The organism is Flavobacterium sp. AC274, from assembly GCF_979258275.1.
Window position 1 is genome coordinate 1,074,012 of record NZ_OZ409852.1, and the last position, 17,280, is coordinate 1,091,291.

The following is a 17,280-nucleotide window of genomic DNA, read 5'->3' on the forward strand; positions in this document are numbered from 1 at the left end:
GGATTTTTCTTTTTCATCTTTGTCAAAGTTTAAAAAGATTGGTATTTGGAATTTAAAAAAGATTGAAATTTAAAATCTAAAGTCCCAAATCAAGAACATATGAAATCTTAGCTGCTATATTATCTTCAAATCTCATTAATTGATTTGGTCCGTAGCGGTAAAATCCGCCTAAACCAAACCCTTTGTAGATTTTGTTTAACTCAATTCCGGATTCAAAAAAACCTTTGTTAAGTGTTTTATATGTTGGTCCAACCTGTTGTTCCAGATGATCCATATTTCCCCATGCCATTCTGGTCACTAATACCAATGACGGACGAACTTTTCTTAATAATCTAATTCTATCAAAGCCATGTTTTACCTGAAACATAATATATTGACTAGAGAAGAACTCATTAAAATACATGGTTTCAAAACTGTTTCTTCCGGCAAAAGTAATACGCTGTATAACCGTTTCTTTTGTTAAGTTGTTTGGAGCAGTATTGTATAAATGTGTTATTGGAACGTCGCCCATTGCATAACCTCCCTGCAGTAACAAGCTTGTTTTTTGGCCGTTCAGGTAATTCTTTTTCGTATTCTGTTTTAAAATCTATTTTTCCAAAGGTAAAATCGTTTCCTAATACATTTGGCAATGATTGTGTGTACTGAAAAGTAAATCTCGGAAATCTTTTATCAGATTCATTTCTGCCTGTTGGAGTTTGCATAAAATCGCTAAAAGGTGCCCAAACAATAGACAACATCGCCGTTGTCATAATATAACTTGAATATAATTTTCCGTTTAAATTAAAAAGATAATCAAACTTTGGCTCAACATAATTTCTTGATAATTCCAGAACAGCTTCAGTTTTAGGAATTATTTTGGTTTGAAGATTTGTTTTCCAGGTCGTGTAGTGATAAAACGTACTAATGTTAATTGGCCGCGGATCATAAATTTTAAAAACACGTTTATCAACTGCAAAAACAGTACTTGCAATTTCTCTAATATCATCGGTATAATAGCCGTTTATCCAGGTATTTGTGTTTTTGTCCAATAAAGCTCCTCCGCCTAGACTGTATTTTACAACGCCATCTTTTGTTCCGTAAGCGGTGTAACCTTCAATTCTAAAACCTTTAGAAAAGCGATCATTAGTGATTCCGCCAATACCCAATCTAAAACCTTCGTAATTATTGTAGCTTATTATTTTCTTTAAATCAAGATCAACAGGGCCAATTGGAAAATAACCATTGATGATTTTTCTTCCCGATCCCAGTCGTTTTTCTATTCTTTTACTGATAGAAAGACTGTCTAATAATTGATATGTTTTTTGCCCCTTTAAATCGAGACTGTCTTTTCGGTATTTGTTCCAGAAAGTTTCGGGCTGTTTGCTGGCATCATCCTTAATTTCAATATAAAGCGCTGGATTTTTTACTGATGGATTATTGTTGTAGTGAATGTCAAAATTGTTGCTTTCAGAAAGGACATAAGTGAAGTCTGAAGCTACTTTTTTTCTCGGTTCATAATCTTCTTCGGCATCTGCATCAAACTGAATAGTTCCGCCTAAGATTTTTATATCCTCATCGTTTTTTCCTTTTACGATTTTAAAAGTTGTATTGCTTTGAAACCATAATTTTTCACTTGGAACATATTCAAATTCATGAATTCCGCTAATATCCAAAACGCCTTTTATTCGCATTACTGCTTTTGCTACAGCAAAATTTTCCTGATCGATATACAAAACGCCTTCAAGTCTGTTTGATCTTCTTTTCTTGTTTTTAAAGTAAATCATATAGGTGTTTCTTCCTTTGATAGCTACAGTATCAAGGAGTTTGTAGTTGTAATCGGCAAGCGCATTGTTTGAAATCGGGCTTTCATGCTTAGTTTCAAACAATTCATATTTGGTATCGTAAATAGAAATAGACTGCAAATTGAAAGCAATGATTTCATAAATTGGCTGTTTAAAACCTGCCATTTTAGAACCCAGAATAGTTTCTTTAAGTTTATTATTTGCAAACTGATATTGCGATACTTTTTCGGTTTGAAACAAATGCTGTTTGCTTATTATTTCCTTAAACTTATAATCAGATGAATCTATGTTAATTTCTTTTTTATTGAAATCTTTATAAGCTGCAGAAGAATCGATCCTGCCGTCAATAGAATCCGGATTTGCCGTTACAATAAGTTTATTATAGGTTTTATATTCAAAGTTATTCAGCTTTTTTTGCGGATTGTTATTGTTTTTATTTGCAATTACTTTTCTTAAAATAGCCAAAGCCGGGTTTTCGTTAGCAATTACAACTTCTTTTAAATTATCTGTTTTTTCAGAAAGCGAAACCGAATAGAACTTTTTATTGTTTAATACTGTAATCGTTTTGGTAGTAAAACCAACATAAGAAACAGTAAAAGAAGGAATATTTGTTAGGGAATGAAGAACGAATTTCCCATCGACGTCTGTAATAGTATTGTTATTGTCTGAAGTAGTAATTGTAGCGAAAGGAAGCGGTTTGTTTTTCGAGTCATTTACAATTCCGTTTATTTGAAATTGCGCCTGAATAGTAAGCGTGAAAAACAAAGTCAGTAAACAGAATAGCTTCATACAGAGAATTATAGTTGCAAAACGAAAACAATTAAATTTTGGTATGCAAAAATAGCAATAAAAAAATCCGTCTAGTACAATTTTAACTAAACGGATTTTAATTTATGTCAAATAAAATTAAACTTTCATGATTTCTGCTTCTTTAGCAGCCAATAATTCGTCAATTTTTTTGATAAAACTATTTGTTAAGGTTTGAACTTCTTCTTCTGCAGATTTACAAACATCTTCTGAAGTTCCTTCTTTTTCTAATTTTTTGATATCAGTATTAGCATCTTTACGAGAGTTACGAATACCAATTTTAGCATCTTCAGCTTCAGCTTTTGCTTGTTTAGCCAAATCTCTACGGCGCTCTTCCGTCAACGGCGGTACGCTGATGATAATTACGTCACCATTGTTCATTGGATTAAAGCCAATATTGGCAACCATAATCGCTTTTTCAATAACTTGCAGCATGTTTTTTTCAAAAGGCTGTAAAGTGATTGTTCTGGCATCAGGAACACTAATTTTAGATACTTGCGAAAGCGGTGTTGCAGATCCGTAATAATCTACGAAAACGCTTCCCAACATTGCCGGAGAAGCTTTTCCAGCACGAATGTTTAAGAATTCTTTTTCTAAATGCGCAATCGAACCGTTCATTGATTCTTCAGTACTTTCTAAAATAAAATCTATTTCTTCACTCATTTTTTTAGATTTTTAGATTTCTAGACGATTAGATTTTTAGGTTTCTAAAAAAGGCTTCGTCTAATTTACTAACTAATATGTTTTTGTTTTTTTTATTTTTTCTTAAAAAGATTACCAGAATTTAAAAAATTCTAATAATCTAATATCCAAGTAGTCTAAATATTCACTACAGTTCCGATATTTTCACCGTCGCAGATTTTCAAAAGGTTTCCAATTTTGTTCATATCAAAAACAACGATTGGCAATTTGTTTTCCTGGCTTAATGTAAAAGCAGTTGTATCCATTACGTTTAATCCTTTTTTCAAAACATCATCAAACGAAATAGTATCAAATTTCACTGCTGATGCATTTTTTTCGGGATCAGAATCATAAACACCATCAACACGTGTTCCTTTTAAGATAACATCTGCATTAATTTCGATTCCTCTTAAAACGGCTGCGGTATCAGTTGTAAAATATGGATTTCCGGTTCCGGCACCAAAAATTACGATTCTTCCTTTTTCAAGGTGACGATCTGCTCTTCTTTTAATATATGGCTCTGCAATAGATTCCATTTTTAAAGCAGTTTGCAAACGTGTCTTCATTCCTTTGTCTTCAAGAGCACCCTGCAAAGCCATTCCGTTAATAACAGTAGCCAGCATACCCATATAATCGCCTTGTACTCTATCCATACCGGCACTTGCACCTGCAACGCCTCTAAAAATATTTCCTCCTCCTATAACAATAGCAATCTCTACTCCTTTATTGTGAATTTGCTTAATTTCTTCAGCATATTCGGCTAATCTTTTTGGGTCGATTCCGTATTGTAAATCACCCATTAAGGCTTCGCCACTTAGTTTTAGAAGAATTCTTTTATATTTCATGTGTTGTTGCGTTAATTTGTGCAAATATAGACATATTCTGATTTTTAAAAATAATGTTTTAAAAAAATTAATTTGTTCTTTTGAGTTTTAAGTTTAAGAACATTTATTTCTCTTCAATCTGATAAAAGTCATTCTTGCATCTTTTTAAAATTTGTATTTTTATCGTATCAAAACGAAAGAAATATGAAAAGTATTGTAGCCAAAGGATTATTCAACAGTCATTCTTATCCTGAGTACCGAAAATTAGTCACAGATTTATTATCACAAGGGAAATCAACAGGTAACGACCAATCAGAAAGTCTCACTCATTATACCAGTTTAAATGAAGCGAGAATGAACCGACTGGAAAAAACCATTAAAATTTCTGAAGACGTTATTTCGAAGCTGCAAAACTTAAACAATCATTATATCTGGCTTGTAATTTCTGAAGGCTGGTGTGGCGATGCGGCACAAATACTTCCGATACTTAATAAAATGGCTTTGGCATCTGATAAAAAAATAGACCTCAAGATTGTTTTAAGAGATGAAAATGACGAATTAATGAGTCAGTATCTAACCAATGGCGGTAGAGCAATCCCGAAAGTAATTGTAATTTGTAAAGAAGCCGGAATTGTTCGTGCTGATTGGGGACCAAGACCAAAAGGCGCCTCCGAATTAATGATTAATTATAAAAAGGAATTTGGCGTAATTGATGAAAAAATAAAAACCGATTTGCAATTGTGGTATTTGGCAGATAAAGGAATTTCTGTGCAGGAAGAACTGGTTCAGATTATGGAAAATATAAAATACAATAGGCTGTAAAACTGTCTGTTTTAGGTAGAATATTGATAGTTAATGTCGTACCATCATAAAATTTATTAAAATATTTGGTTTTAATATAAAATTTTGTATCTTAGTAATAAGAAAACCCACTTCTATTATTATTTTTTGATTTACTCTTATTGGTGTTTATTTAATGTTGAACTATTAAAAATCCACTATTATGAAAAAGTTATTCGAAAAATTTTACGATTTTTTTTCGAGATTATTGTTTGACGGAAAAAATGTACCACACTATTAATTTCCAAAACAATTAATTTAGGAGTTGGCACATTACAATAGCACTACCTTTTGTAATGTGTTTCTAATTTATTGGAGTTTCTCTAAATAAATTTCAATTCCATTTAAGAAAACTTACAAATCAAAATTCACGACAGATATTCCTAAGTTGATGCTGTTTATGCTTTTTTGATTATGGAGTATAATATCGTATTGGGCAGTTTCAATGAAAATAATAAAATCATCAGAACCTATTCCAATTCTTAACTTTCTATATTCTCCATTAAGATTTCCACGCCCTAATGCAAATCCTTTTCCGTAACCGGCTTGCGCTGTAATTATGGTGTTTTCGCCTACTTTCGGACTTAAACCAAAATTTAAATATACAGGAACTGCCACAAGTTTATCTTCCCATTTCCAGTCTATACCACTATGAATTCCTAAAATAATCCATTTTTTGTAATGAATTCCATATCCAATTTTTGATCCCAAACCATCAGGAACAAACCAATCTTTATTGTTTTGGTTGGGATAATCTTCTGATTCATATCTTTCATTATTTCCGGCCAAAGATGCAGAAATATCAAATTGAAGATAAGTAAATTTTTTATTTTGTGCATTAACAGATAAACTAGCTAGTAAAATCATGATAAACACAAATAAAAATCTCTTCATACGATTTACGATTAGTTTTGCTGTAGGCTTTCTTCGAATAAAGTAATATCAATCGCATTTTTAACGTCGTAATCACCAATTTTAGTTCGGCGTAAAACAGTTAAGTGTGATCCTGAATTCATGGCTTTTCCAAAATCAAAAGCCAGTGAACGAATATAAGTACCTTTGCTGCAAACGACTCTAAAATCTATTTCAGGAAGTGCAATTCTTGTAATTTCAAATTCATGAATTGTGGTTTTTCTGCTTTCAATTTCTATCGTTTCTCCTGCGCGTGCGTGCTCGTATAAACGAACACCATCTTTTTTAATAGCTGAAAAAATGGGTGGTTTCTGGTCAATTTCACCCAAAAACTGTTTTACCGTTTCGTGAATCAAAGCTTCGTCGATATGCGAAGTTGGAAAAGTCTGGTCGATTTCGGTTTCTAAATCATACGATGGAGTAGTGGCCCCGATATAAAAAGTTCCGGTATATTCTTTGGCCTGACCCTGAAGTTCAGAAATTCTTTTGGTGAATTTTCCGGTACAAATCAATAATAAACCAGTTGCCAAAGGATCAAGTGTTCCCGCATGGCCAATTTTAAACTTTTTAGGAAGCCCGACTTTATTGATTAAAAGGTATTTTAATTTATTGACAGCTTGAAACGAACTCCATTTTAAAGGTTTGTCAATCAATAAAACTTGTCCGTCTAAATATTCTTCAGGTGTCATTATATAATTGTAAGTGGATGAATGAAAAAGTGAATCAATAACAAAATGATTCCGGCGATAATTCGGTAATAACCAAAAACTTTAAAACCGTTTTTAGTTAAAAAACCAATAAAGGTTTTAATGGCTAAAAGCGCTACAATAAAAGCAACAACATTTCCTATAATCAACAAATTAACCTGATCGTGCGATAATTCGAATCCGTCTTTATAATAGTCGTAGCATTTTTTTACTGTTGCTCCTAACATTGTAGGAACTGCTAAAAAGAATGAAAATTCAGCTGCTGTAGTTCTTGATAATTTTTGCGACATTCCGCCCACAATACTTGCACCACTTCTTGAAACTCCGGGAATCATGGCAAGACATTGAAATAATCCAATTTTTAATGCCTGTAAATAAGTAATTTCCTGAGATGTTTCTGCTGTATTTGGGTTGTTAAACCATTCGTCTACTTTTAATAAAATTAATCCTCCAATTAAAAGTGAAACAGCAACAGTAACCGGATTTTCTAATAAGCCATCAATAAAATCACTTAATAACAATCCTAAAACTACGGCCGGAATAAACGCAACCAAAAGTTTAAAATAAAAATCAAGTGTTTGAAAAAAACGTTTGAAGTATAAAACAACTACCGAAAGTATCGCGCCAAGCTGAATAACAATCGTAAAAAGTTTGGTAAAATCGTCGTGTGCAATTCCGAAAAAGAAGAGGCAATAATCATGTGTCCAGTTGAAGAAACAGGTAAGAATTCTGTAATTCCTTCAATAATGGCAAGAATGATAGCTTGTAATGTATTCATTAATTTAGATTGTTAGATTATTAGACTTCTTAGATGTCAGATTTTTGAAGAGAAGATCTAAAAATCTAAGTTGTCTAAGCAGTCTAAGAAAGTCTATTTAGATTTTTTGAAAATAGAATAAATCGTGATTCCAAAACCAATTAAAACAGTTGTTGGAGCTAAACGGATACGTCTAAAACTAAAAACATCTTCATTAAAAACATTCGGATTATCGCTTCCTCCGCCAGACATTAAAATAAATCCTAATGCGATAACGCCAATTCCGATCAATAGAATTTTATAATTGATACCGTCAAAAAGAAATTCCTGTTTTTGTGGTTGTTGTTCTGTATTATTGTTGTTTTTCATTGCTATTTTTTTGTCAGCCTGAGCGTCCCGAAGCTTCGGGAGAAGGCGTTTTTATTTTAAAAAATCTAAAATCTAAAGTCAGAAATCTAAAATTAATAAAGATCGTCTGTTCTTAAATTTAGAAAACGTTGTGTTGCAAAGTGCGTGCTTACCCATGTAATTAAGATTCCTAAACCGAAAACGGCCAATAAAACCAATCCTATTAAGATTTTGTCTTCTAAAATTCCTAATCCAGGGAAATTTGTTTCTACATAAAGTAAAAGTGCAATCAAGGCAACAATGGCTAATCCAGCGCCAAGGATTCCTAATTTTACGCTTCGCATAACAAATGGCTTACGAATAAACGATTTTGTAGCGCCCACCATTTGCATCGTTTTAATAATAAAACGATTAGAGTGAATCGATAAACGTAATGAACTATTGATTAATAAAACAGCAATTACAGTAAGGAAACCGCTGATAATCAAAATCCACATACTTACTTTTTTGATATTATCGTTTACCAGATTTACCAATTGTTTGTCATAAACAATATCTTCAATCATGGTGTTTTGACGTAATTTGCTTTCAATTTTTAAGATACTGTCTCTTTCAACATAATCTGCTTTTAAATGAATATCAAAAGAATTCAATAATGGGTTTTCTCCTAAGAAAGTAAGGAAATCTTCTCCGATAATATCAGTATGTTCTTTTGCAGCTTTTTCTTTGGTTACATACACATATGATCTTGCAAAAGGAGCTCTTTTCAATTCAGTATTAAAAGCTTTTATTACACTATCATTGGCCTCGTTTTTTAAGAAAACCGTCATCGCGATTTTTTCCTTAAAGTCATCAGCCAGTTTTTTAGAATTGATAATGAATAATCCCAGTACTCCCAAAAGGAATAAAACCAGAAATACACTTAATACAACCGAAAAATAAGAGGAAATTAACCTGCGCTTTTGAAATTTATCAAAGTTAGAACTCATAGTATGCTTAAATTATGTGGTAAAAATAATAAAGTATTTCTTTATTTAAAGTTAATAACGACCAAAGTTTTAACTTTTGTACAATAAAGATACGATTCAGGATTTAATAAATCAAGAATTAAAAATCTTGCAAGCCGATTTAACCGTAAAGTTGTTTCTGTTTAATCTCGGCAAAATCGTAAAGTTAGTTTGATTGTTTGTACGTCTCCAACGGTTTTAACCGTTGGCTATGTTTTAATGTTATAATTTTTATCTATCTATTCAGCATAGCTCGAGGTTTTAATCTTGGGAGACGTATTTTGGTGAATTTTGCGTTGTGTTCCAGCGGTTGAAACTGCAGGCTATGTTTTAATGTTGTATTTTTTTATTCAATATAGCCCGAGGTTTTAACCTCGGTAGACGTATTTTGATGAATTTTGCGTTGTGTTCCAGCAGTTGAAACCGCAGGCTATGTTTTAATGTTGTATTTTTTTATTCAATATAGCCCGAGGTTTTAATCTTGGGAGACGTATTTTGATGAATTTTGCGTTGTGTTCCGGCGGTTGAAACCGCAGGCTATGTTTTAATGTTGTATTTTTTTATTCAGCATAGCCCGAGGTTTTAATCTTGGGAGACGTATTTTGAAAGTCAGATAAAAAACTTAGCAACTTAGAATCTTAGCGTCTTAGAACCTTAGAAAGAACCTTAAAAAGTTTCCCAAACGAGAGACAAATAATACAATCCCCCAATCGATGGGCCACCAAGAATAGAAGTATAGGGTTTATTCAAAATATTAGTTCCGCCCAATTTTGCAGTAATACCGGATTTTTGAAAATAATAATTGATTTGCGCATCCATAGACCAATAAGCGGGTACAGTTCCGGAAACTAAAAAAGAAACATAATCAAAATTGTTTTGATAACGTGCCGTCGCGCTCGCACCAAGATTTCGCCAGATATTATTGGCAATTAAAGTTCCGTTTACGTTAAATTCAGGAGTATTAAAACCATCTTCAAGACCGTCTTTATCATCTGTTCTGTCCAATTTTGTGTAGGTTAGATTTGTTAAAGCCGTAAAAGTTTCATCAATTCTATATTTCAAACCTAAACTTCCGCCGTAATTGTAAATTTTACTTTTAGAATTTGTCCATAAACGGTAACGATTTTGGGTTGTTCTCGAATATAAAAGCGTTGGAATTTGTGTTTGATCTGTTGTATTAACAGTACTGGCTTCCACCTGAGCAATAAAGTTTTTATAAGAGTTGTAATAAAAATCGGCATCAATAAAAAGATCTTTGTTTAATGCTATTCCCCTAAAACCAAATTCAAAAGATTTTACAAATTCAGGTTCCAGATAAGTGTACGGGTTTTTCTGAATCATGTTTTTGTTCTTTTCAATAGCTTGTGCCTGAGTTAAACCATTTGTGTTTACATCGGTGTTAACCTGCGCCTGAAATTTATCAATCGATGCTTTGGTATACGAATTTTCAAAAACACCATCAGACATAATCCTCAAACCGCCAACGCGTTTTACACCGCCAGAATTTACATTCGAAAATCCTTCAAAAATACTCGGAAAGCGATATCCGTTTTGATATGATGCCCTAAAATTGATCGTTTCTTTTGGAGAATAAACCGCTGTAAACTGAGGGGTGAATTTTGCATCAAAATAATCAGATTTGTCCATTCTTACTGTAGCGCCCAAACGTAATTTGCTATTGAAAAAGTCTTTCGTTAACTGTGTAAAAGCCCCAGTTTTTTGATACGTTAAATTTTCAGTAGCACTTTTTGGGTTGATAAAATAATTTCCGTCGGGAACAATAATATAATTTCTGTAATCGAAACCGCTTAATAATTTAGCATCAATTTTTTCGAAGAAAGAAACAAAAGCCTTGTCCCAATTAATCAAACCTTCACCATGAACCAAAGTCGATTTTACGCGCAAAGCCGCACCAATATCCCAATTATTGATATCGATTAATTCTTTTTCTTTTGCTTCATACGCCGGAGTTCCCGGTTCAAAACGTCCCTGATCAGATTGTGATCTGGCGATTTTATGAGCGTCGGCAATACTTGCTCCGCCTGTAATAGCATTTTTATAAGAGGTTGAATAATCTGCAAACCATTTATCATCTGATTTATAAGCGCGATCCATATTTTCTGCCAAAGAACGAAGGTTGTATGAGTTTCCGGTATTTTCGGTTGTGGCGTATGCTTTTACCTGAAAAATAGGCGTGTGATAATCAACCGCAAATTGGTTCAACGTATAATCATCCAGTCTAAATCTGTTCGAACGCTGATAGATAGTATTAATCAATGCGGTTTTATAAGTAACAGAAAGTTCGTTTCCTTTTTTCGGACGAAAGTAAAAACCAACATCGGCTTTATAATTTTTAATGTCGTAATCAGTAATGTCCGTTTCGCGATAACCGGTTCTGGCAACAACATAATTTTTACCGTTTAAGTTTAAAGTTTTTCGGTTTGCCGATTCATTTCCGTAACCATTAACTTCGTCATAAGCAGGATTATCTGCGCCGGATAAATTGGTCGAAGCATTGGCATTTGGAGCCAAATCGGTTCTGTCATCAGCAACCCAATCTGTTCCGCCTGTAGTTGAAGCATTTATTTTGAATGCGAATTTTTCATTGAAAGCTTTTGCAAATCTTAAATTAAACTGAGAATAAATTTTCGGTGAAAACCGATCAACATTGCCAACATGATTTACGCCTGTTAATTGCTGAATACTTACGCCCTGATATTCAAAAGGATTTTTGGTTTGAATATTTGCTAAACCGTTAATAGCGTTCATTCCGTACAAAGCCGCAGCCGTTCCCGGAATAATTTCGATTTTATCAATATCCAAATCATTTGCGCCGAGTGCATTTGCAATTGGCGCGCCTAAATGGGGTGCCTGATTATCGATTCCGTCAACCAATTGTGCAAATCTTACGTTGGTCGAATTCGCAAAACCTCTTGTGTTTATTACTTTAAAACCCAAACTTGGCGTAATAATCTGAACTCCTTTTACATTTTCTAATGCCTCATAAATACTTGGAGAACCCATTTTTTTGGCTTCCGCCGATTTTAACTGCTCGATACTTATCGGCGAACGCATAATATTTTCAGATCGACGGGAAGCCGTAATCACAACTTCGTTTAAATCTTCTTTTTTGATGCTGTCCTGCTCTTTTTTGAATTTTGAGTTTGAGAAAAGCTTTTTAAACTTATCAAAAGCAGAAATGTGTAAAGGTTTAGTTTCATAAGAGAATATAAATTTCAGTATGTTTTAAAATGAACACTGATGGTTATAAAAAATGGTTTTGGTTATTTGTTTTTTTAAAATGAAATTAAGGTGTTTTAAAATTTTAAATTTTGGGTTTCTTTTAAAGCAAAATCTTTAATGCGTTTTTCGACTTCATAAAAAACAATAATCGCTTTTTCTCCGGCTTCAGTCAGTTTTGCGCCACCACCGCCTTTTCCGCCAAGAAGTTTTTCTACCAGCGGACTTTCGGCACGCTGATTCATTTCTTCAACCAATTGCCACGCCTGGCGATAGGACATTTTCATTTCTTTTGCCGCATTGGTAATAGATCCTGTTTTTCGAATATTCTCTAAAAGCCAGATTTTCCCAATTCCCAGAAATGGACCTTCAGTTTCTTCAATCCAAAGGCGAACTTCAACAGAATATTTTTTGCTATTACTCATTTTATTCTTTTAGTGATCTTACAAAAATAGCACTATTATTCTTTATTTGTGCTGGATTGAAATCCAGCCCTACAATATTGGTCGTTCCTCCGGAACTTTTCTTCATGATTCAGAAAACGCAATTTATCTAAGTATAAAAACACGAATATAAGTATATTTACGTAATTAAAAATAAGTAATGTGTTTTTTTATTTGTTTGTCAACGAAATAGCTTTGGTACAATCTACAATAAATGTAAATTTGCGATCTTAATTCGGTGACAAACCTTTGAACCTTTGTCACTCTGAACCTTTGAACCTTAAAGAGAATGAAATACAATCCAAACGAAATCGAAGAAAAATGGCAAAAATATTGGGCTAAAAACCAAACTTTTGCTGCATCAAACAATTCTGAAAAACCGAAGCATTACGTGTTAGACATGTTTCCTTATCCATCTGGAGCGGGATTACACGTTGGGCATCCGCTGGGTTACATTGCTTCAGATGTATATTCTCGTTTCAAAAGACATCAGGGTTTCAATGTTTTGCACCCAATGGGTTATGACAGTTTTGGTTTGCCGGCAGAGCAATATGCGATTCAGACAGGACAGCGTCCCGAAGATACAACACGCGTAAATATTGACGGTGGAGTGGATAAAGAAGGAAAACAAATTGCCGGATACAGAAAACAATTAGATAAAATCGGGTTTTCATTTGACTGGGCGCGTGAAGTACGTACCTCAAATCCTGATTATTACAAACATACACAATGGATTTTTATTCAGTTATTTAATTCATGGTACAATAAAGAAACAAACAGAGCCGAAGATATTTCGACTTTGACAGCTATTTTCGAAAAAGAAGGAAATGCAGAAGTAAATGCCGTATCTGATGATAACATTCAAAGTTTTTCGTCAAGCGAATGGAAAGCATTTTCAGCAGATGAGCAGGAAAAAATATTATTGCAATACCGATTAACCTATTTGGCAGAAACAGAAGTAAACTGGTGTCCTGGTTTAGGAACTGTTTTAGCAAACGACGAAATTGTAAACGGAGTTTCTGAGCGTGGCGGATTTCCGGTTATCCGTAAAAAAATGACCCAATGGAGCATGCGAATTTCTGCTTATGCAGAACGTTTGTTGCAAGGTTTAAATGATATCGACTGGAGCGAATCTATCAAAGAATCACAAAGAAACTGGATCGGAAAATCGGTTGGTGCAATGGTTTCTTTCAATGTAAAAAATCATGATGAAGTAATTGATGTATTTACCACAAGACCTGATACCATTTTCGGCGTAACTTTTATGACTTTGGCACCAGAACACGATTTGGTAGCTAAAATTGTAACTGCAGATCAAAAAAATGCCGTTGATGCCTATATCGAAAAAACGGCAAAACGTTCTGAGCGTGAGCGTATGGCCGATGTAAAAACCATTTCGGGAGTATTTACCGGAGCTTATGCAGAACATCCTTTTACGAAAGAACCAATTCCGGTTTGGATTGGAGATTATGTTTTGGCAGGTTACGGAACTGGTGCTGTAATGGCGGTTCCTTGTGGAGACGAAAGAGATTACGCTTTTGCTAATTTCTTTAAAGGTCAAAACGGAATGCCGGAAATCAAGAATATTTTTGATAAAGATATTTCTGAGGCTGCTTTTGGAGCCAAAGAAGGTTTTCAATTAGTAGATTCTGATTTCTTAAACGGATTAGATTACAAAACAGGAACTCAAAAAGTAATTGCTGCTTTAGAAAAAATAGAGCAGGGAACAGGAAAAACAAATTACCGTTTGCGTGATGCCGTTTTCTCTCGTCAGCGTTATTGGGGAGAACCTTTTCCTGTTTATTATGTAAACGGATTGCCGAAAATGATCGCTGTAGAACATTTGCCGATTATTTTGCCGGAAGTAGAGAAATATTTACCAACCGAAGATGGTTTGCCTCCATTAGGAAACGCAACAATTTGGGCTTGGGATACAAAAAACAATGAAGTTGTTAATACTGATTTGGTTGATAATTTCGAAATTTTCCCTCTTGAATTGAACACCATGCCAGGTTGGGCAGGAAGTTCTTGGTATTGGATGCGTTATATGGATGCACATAATGAAAAAGAATTTGCAAGCAAAGAAGCTTTGGCTTATTGGGAAAGCGTAGATTTATACATTGGCGGAAGCGAACACGCAACCGGACACTTATTATACTCTCGTTTTTGGAATAAATTCTTAAAAGACAAAGGTTTCGCCCCAACCGAAGAACCATTCAAAAAACTGATTAATCAGGGAATGATTTTGGGAACTAGTGCTTTTGTTTATAGATTGGATTTAAAAGATTGGAGTGACGGCCTTAGTAATGCATTTACTGGTAGAGAGTTTAGTTCTGATGAGGTTAAAAAAATTAGAAATTTTATTGAAAAGTATAATAATAAGATATATGTTTCTAAAGCATTTTTAGAGAATCAAATGTTTCCTTCTGCAAATTTTGGTACAGGAGAGCTTATAATTTCTTCAGCTTTTCCTAAATTAGATAAAGCGTTAGAGGGATTTTTTCCTGAAACTGTGGGAATATTTGATGGCATTTTTGTAAATATTATTAAAACTCACGCAGATGTTTCTTTGGTTAATTCTTCTGATGAATTAGATGTTCAAAAATTCAAAGCATGGAGAGAAGATTATGCCGATGCTGAATTTATCACTGATGAAAACGGAAAATACATCGTTGGCCGCGAAGTCGAAAAAATGTCAAAATCAAAATACAATGTAGTAACTCCGGATGATATTTGTGCTGAATACGGAGCAGATACATTACGTTTGTACGAAATGTTTTTAGGCCCGTTAGAGCAGGCAAAACCTTGGAATACTGCCGGGATTTCGGGAGTATTCGGTTTCCTTAAAAAATTATGGAGATTGTATTTTGGTGAAAATAACGGTTTAATCGTAAATAACGACGAACCAACAAAAGACAATTTAAAATCGTTACATAAAACCATCAAAAAAGTAGCAGAAGATATCGAGAGTTTCTCTTTCAATACTTCAGTTTCTCAATTTATGATTTGTGTAAATGAATTGTCAACTCAAAATTGTCATTCAAGAGCGATCTTAGAACCATTAGCCATTTTGGTTTCGCCTTACGCACCGCATATTGCTGAAGAATTATGGTCGCAATTAGGAAATAAGGAATCAATTTCAACGGTTGCTTTTCCTGTTTTTGATGCCAAACATTTGGTTGAAACAAATAAGGAATATCCGGTTTCTTTCAACGGAAAAATGCGTTTCACAATCGAATTGCCTTTGGATTTAACCAAAGAACAAATCGAAGAAGTTGTTATGAAAGACGAAAGAACCTTAAAACAATTAGACGGTAAAGCTCCAAACAAAATTATTGTTGTTCCGGGAAGAGTTATCAACTTTGTGATCTAAATAAAATCAATTTATAAATATTTTAAATTCCAAATTCCAATTTTAAGATTGGGGTTTGGGATTTTTTTGCGTAGTTTTTTTCCGCCACGAATTCACGAATTTTTTAAATCAATTCGTGAATTCGTGGCGGAAATAATATGTTAAGCGGAAATTTGGCTCTTTTTGCCACGAATTACACGAATTTTCGCGAATTTTATTTGTGTTAATTCGTGTAATTCGTGGCAAAACTTCACCATGCTTCAATTGGAATTTGGTCCCGAAGCCTCGGGATTAATATTGGAATTTAATTTAAGCTGTAACATTTCATAACTTCTCGTATCAAAAGGACGGATCCGATTATTTATCAACTTAAAATTATTTGAAATGAAAAATTATATTTTAATTATCGCCCTTTTATTTCCGAAATTGTATTTAAACCAATTAAGCAATTTTATAAAAGCGTAAAATGAAATTCGAAGATATCTATAAAACATATTGGGATCGAATATTCAGGCTTTGTATGGGGTTTGTTAACGATTATGATATTGCGCAGGATCTGGCTCAGGAAACCTTTATCATTGTTTGGCAAAAACTCGAAACTTTTAGAAACGAATCGTGCATAGGAACCTGGATTTTCAGGATTGCTTCTAATAATTGTTTGAGGCAGATTGAGAGGCAGAAACGTTTTCCAAAATCGGAATTACCACTTCATCTTACTGAGGAAAAGCAATATTCATTAGAACCACAAATTCAGTTTTTATATAAATGCATTGCTGAATTGCCCGAAACCGACCGTATTATTATTTCACTTGAACTTGAAGATGTAAAACAATCAGAAATAGCTAAAATCGTCGGACTTTCGGAAACCAACACAAGAGTGAAAATTCATAGAATTAAAGAAAAACTGACTCAAAAATTCAAAGAAAATGGACAGCAATAATATAGATTTTAAAGATTTATGGAAAAAACAAACCGTAAATCAACCGAACATAGAAGATTTACTGGCAAGATTAAAACAGTTAAAAAAAACAGCTTTGCGCAGTTTATGGATTACTAATATCCTGCTTTTTGCAACATGTACTTTTATTATTTTTATCTGGTATTTTTATCAGCCTGATTTGATCTCGACTAAAATTGGAATTGTTCTAACGGTTTTAGCAATGCTTATTTATCTGATTGTTTATAACAGGTTACTATCCACTTATAAAAATATAGACGCAAACCAAACCAACCAGCAATATTTGCAGAAACTCATTTTAATTAAAAGAAAACAACAATTTTTGCAATCCCGAATTTTAAGCTTATACTTTATTCTATTAAGTATAGGAATAAGTTTATATATGTATGAATACGCATCAAAAATGAGTTCGTTTTTTAGTGTTTTAACATATGTGATGTTGTTTTTATGGATAGGATTTGCCTGGTTTTATTTGAGGCCAAAGGAAATCAAAAAACAAGAAACCAAATTAAATAGTCTGATAGAAAAATTTGAAGAAGTCAATAAACAATTAGAAAATGAATAAAAAAAGCGGTTTGTAAATTTTACAAACCGCTTTTTTTATCAAATTAAATTTCTAACCT

General features: G+C 33.4%; 14 protein-coding genes and 1 pseudogene. 4 read left to right on the forward strand and 11 right to left on the reverse strand.

Features of this window, described 5'->3' with window-relative positions; all coding sequences use genetic code 11:
• Positions 1 to 76: 76 nt before the first annotated feature.
• From ACZZZT_RS04865 to pyrH, 4 genes are all read right to left on the reverse strand, one after another.
• The gene (locus ACZZZT_RS04865) at positions 77 to 403 is read right to left on the reverse strand and encodes a hypothetical protein (RefSeq protein ID WP_463459601.1); all 327 of its coding nucleotides are present in this window, start codon (positions 401 to 403) and stop codon (positions 77 to 79) included.
• Between the two features lie 4 nt (positions 404 to 407).
• Positions 408 to 2,570, reverse strand: a complete 2,163-nt coding sequence (locus tag ACZZZT_RS04870; protein ID WP_463459602.1) for a DUF5686 family protein — start codon at positions 2,568 to 2,570, stop codon at positions 408 to 410.
• 117 nt (positions 2,571 to 2,687) lie between these two features.
• On the reverse strand, positions 2,688 to 3,251 hold the full coding sequence (gene frr, locus ACZZZT_RS04875) for a ribosome recycling factor (protein WP_042564729.1): 564 nt from the start codon (positions 3,249 to 3,251) through the stop codon (positions 2,688 to 2,690).
• A 155-nt stretch (positions 3,252 to 3,406) separates the two neighbouring features.
• Positions 3,407 to 4,114, reverse strand: coding sequence for a UMP kinase (pyrH, locus tag ACZZZT_RS04880; RefSeq protein WP_318804473.1), 708 nt, complete (start codon positions 4,112 to 4,114; stop codon positions 3,407 to 3,409).
• A 183-nt stretch (positions 4,115 to 4,297) separates the two neighbouring features.
• Between pyrH and ACZZZT_RS04885 the strand changes: the two genes are divergently transcribed.
• Entirely contained in the window at positions 4,298 to 4,915 is a 618-nt protein-coding gene (locus ACZZZT_RS04885; protein ID WP_463459603.1) for a thioredoxin family protein, read from the forward strand.
• Positions 4,916 to 5,287: 372 nt separating this feature from the next.
• Here the strand turns inward: ACZZZT_RS04885 and ACZZZT_RS04890 are convergent, their stop codons facing one another.
• The 7 genes and pseudogenes from ACZZZT_RS04890 to ACZZZT_RS04920 all read right to left on the reverse strand — a co-directional run bounded on the left by ACZZZT_RS04890 (position 5,288) and on the right by ACZZZT_RS04920 (position 12,329).
• Positions 5,288 to 5,827, reverse strand: coding sequence for a hypothetical protein (locus ACZZZT_RS04890; protein ID WP_463459604.1), 540 nt, complete (start codon positions 5,825 to 5,827; stop codon positions 5,288 to 5,290).
• An 11-nt stretch (positions 5,828 to 5,838) separates the two neighbouring features.
• Positions 5,839 to 6,534, reverse strand: a complete 696-nt coding sequence (truB, locus tag ACZZZT_RS04895; RefSeq protein ID WP_463459605.1) for a tRNA pseudouridine(55) synthase TruB — start codon at positions 6,532 to 6,534, stop codon at positions 5,839 to 5,841.
• Positions 6,534 to 7,330: pseudogene (locus tag ACZZZT_RS04900) on the reverse strand (undecaprenyl-diphosphate phosphatase). Before ACZZZT_RS04900 ends, truB begins: the two are co-directional and overlap by 1 nt.
• Positions 7,331 to 7,423: 93 nt before the next feature.
• Positions 7,424 to 7,678 (reverse strand): DUF3098 domain-containing protein, encoded by a 255-nt coding sequence (locus ACZZZT_RS04905; protein WP_073397702.1) that lies wholly within the window; start codon positions 7,676 to 7,678, stop codon positions 7,424 to 7,426.
• A gap of 92 nt (positions 7,679 to 7,770) precedes the next feature.
• Positions 7,771 to 8,646 (reverse strand): cell division protein FtsX, encoded by an 876-nt coding sequence (locus ACZZZT_RS04910; protein ID WP_042564723.1) that lies wholly within the window; start codon positions 8,644 to 8,646, stop codon positions 7,771 to 7,773.
• Between the two features lie 684 nt (positions 8,647 to 9,330).
• Positions 9,331 to 11,739: a TonB-dependent receptor gene (locus ACZZZT_RS04915; RefSeq protein ID WP_463459606.1), complete on the reverse strand. Its 2,409-nt coding sequence runs from the start codon at positions 11,737 to 11,739 to the stop codon at positions 9,331 to 9,333.
• Positions 11,740 to 11,981: 242 nt separating this feature from the next.
• Positions 11,982 to 12,329, reverse strand: coding sequence for a winged helix-turn-helix domain-containing protein (locus ACZZZT_RS04920; protein WP_463459607.1), 348 nt, complete (start codon positions 12,327 to 12,329; stop codon positions 11,982 to 11,984).
• 307 nt (positions 12,330 to 12,636) lie between these two features.
• Between ACZZZT_RS04920 and ACZZZT_RS04925 the strand changes: the two genes are divergently transcribed.
• The 3 genes from ACZZZT_RS04925 (at position 12,637) to ACZZZT_RS04935 (ending at position 17,222) form a co-directional block, all read left to right on the forward strand.
• Complete coding sequence (locus tag ACZZZT_RS04925) at positions 12,637 to 15,720, forward strand: leucine--tRNA ligase (protein ID WP_463459608.1); 3,084 nt, start codon at positions 12,637 to 12,639, stop codon at positions 15,718 to 15,720.
• Between the two features lie 445 nt (positions 15,721 to 16,165).
• Positions 16,166 to 16,639, forward strand: a complete 474-nt coding sequence (locus ACZZZT_RS04930; RefSeq protein WP_463459609.1) for an RNA polymerase sigma factor — start codon at positions 16,166 to 16,168, stop codon at positions 16,637 to 16,639.
• Positions 16,626 to 17,222 carry a hypothetical protein gene (locus ACZZZT_RS04935; RefSeq protein WP_463459610.1) on the forward strand — a complete coding sequence of 199 codons (597 nt, stop codon included), beginning with the start codon at positions 16,626 to 16,628 and terminating at the stop codon, positions 17,220 to 17,222. The genes ACZZZT_RS04930 and ACZZZT_RS04935 overlap by 14 nt, the downstream gene beginning before the upstream one ends.
• Positions 17,223 to 17,280 lie beyond the last annotated feature (58 nt).

What these genes read in the sequence shown, in the direction of transcription:
- ACZZZT_RS04925 (WP_463459608.1), top strand. Translation starts at nt 12,637, where the DNA reads ATGAAATACAATCCAAACGAAATCGAAGAAAAATGGCAAAAATATTGG.
- ACZZZT_RS04930 (WP_463459609.1), top strand. Translation starts at nt 16,166, where the DNA reads ATGAAATTCGAAGATATCTATAAAACATATTGGGATCGAATATTCAGG.
- ACZZZT_RS04885 (WP_463459603.1), top strand. Translation starts at nt 4,298, where the DNA reads ATGAAAAGTATTGTAGCCAAAGGATTATTCAACAGTCATTCTTATCCT.
- ACZZZT_RS04915 (WP_463459606.1), bottom strand. Translation starts at nt 11,739, where the DNA reads ATGCGTTCGCCGATAAGTATCGAGCAGTTAAAATCGGCGGAAGCCAAA.
- ACZZZT_RS04870 (WP_463459602.1), bottom strand. Translation starts at nt 2,570, where the DNA reads ATGAAGCTATTCTGTTTACTGACTTTGTTTTTCACGCTTACTATTCAG.
- frr (WP_042564729.1), bottom strand. Translation starts at nt 3,251, where the DNA reads ATGAGTGAAGAAATAGATTTTATTTTAGAAAGTACTGAAGAATCAATG.
- ACZZZT_RS04905 (WP_073397702.1), bottom strand. Translation starts at nt 7,678, where the DNA reads ATGAAAAACAACAATAATACAGAACAACAACCACAAAAACAGGAATTT.
- ACZZZT_RS04910 (WP_042564723.1), bottom strand. Translation starts at nt 8,646, where the DNA reads ATGAGTTCTAACTTTGATAAATTTCAAAAGCGCAGGTTAATTTCCTCT.
- ACZZZT_RS04920 (WP_463459607.1), bottom strand. Translation starts at nt 12,329, where the DNA reads ATGAGTAATAGCAAAAAATATTCTGTTGAAGTTCGCCTTTGGATTGAA.
- pyrH (WP_318804473.1), bottom strand. Translation starts at nt 4,114, where the DNA reads ATGAAATATAAAAGAATTCTTCTAAAACTAAGTGGCGAAGCCTTAATG.
- ACZZZT_RS04935 (WP_463459610.1), top strand. Translation starts at nt 16,626, where the DNA reads ATGGACAGCAATAATATAGATTTTAAAGATTTATGGAAAAAACAAACC.
- truB (WP_463459605.1), bottom strand. Translation starts at nt 6,534, where the DNA reads ATGACACCTGAAGAATATTTAGACGGACAAGTTTTATTGATTGACAAA.
- ACZZZT_RS04890 (WP_463459604.1), bottom strand. Translation starts at nt 5,827, where the DNA reads ATGAAGAGATTTTTATTTGTGTTTATCATGATTTTACTAGCTAGTTTA.
- ACZZZT_RS04865 (WP_463459601.1), bottom strand. Translation starts at nt 403, where the DNA reads ATGTATTTTAATGAGTTCTTCTCTAGTCAATATATTATGTTTCAGGTA.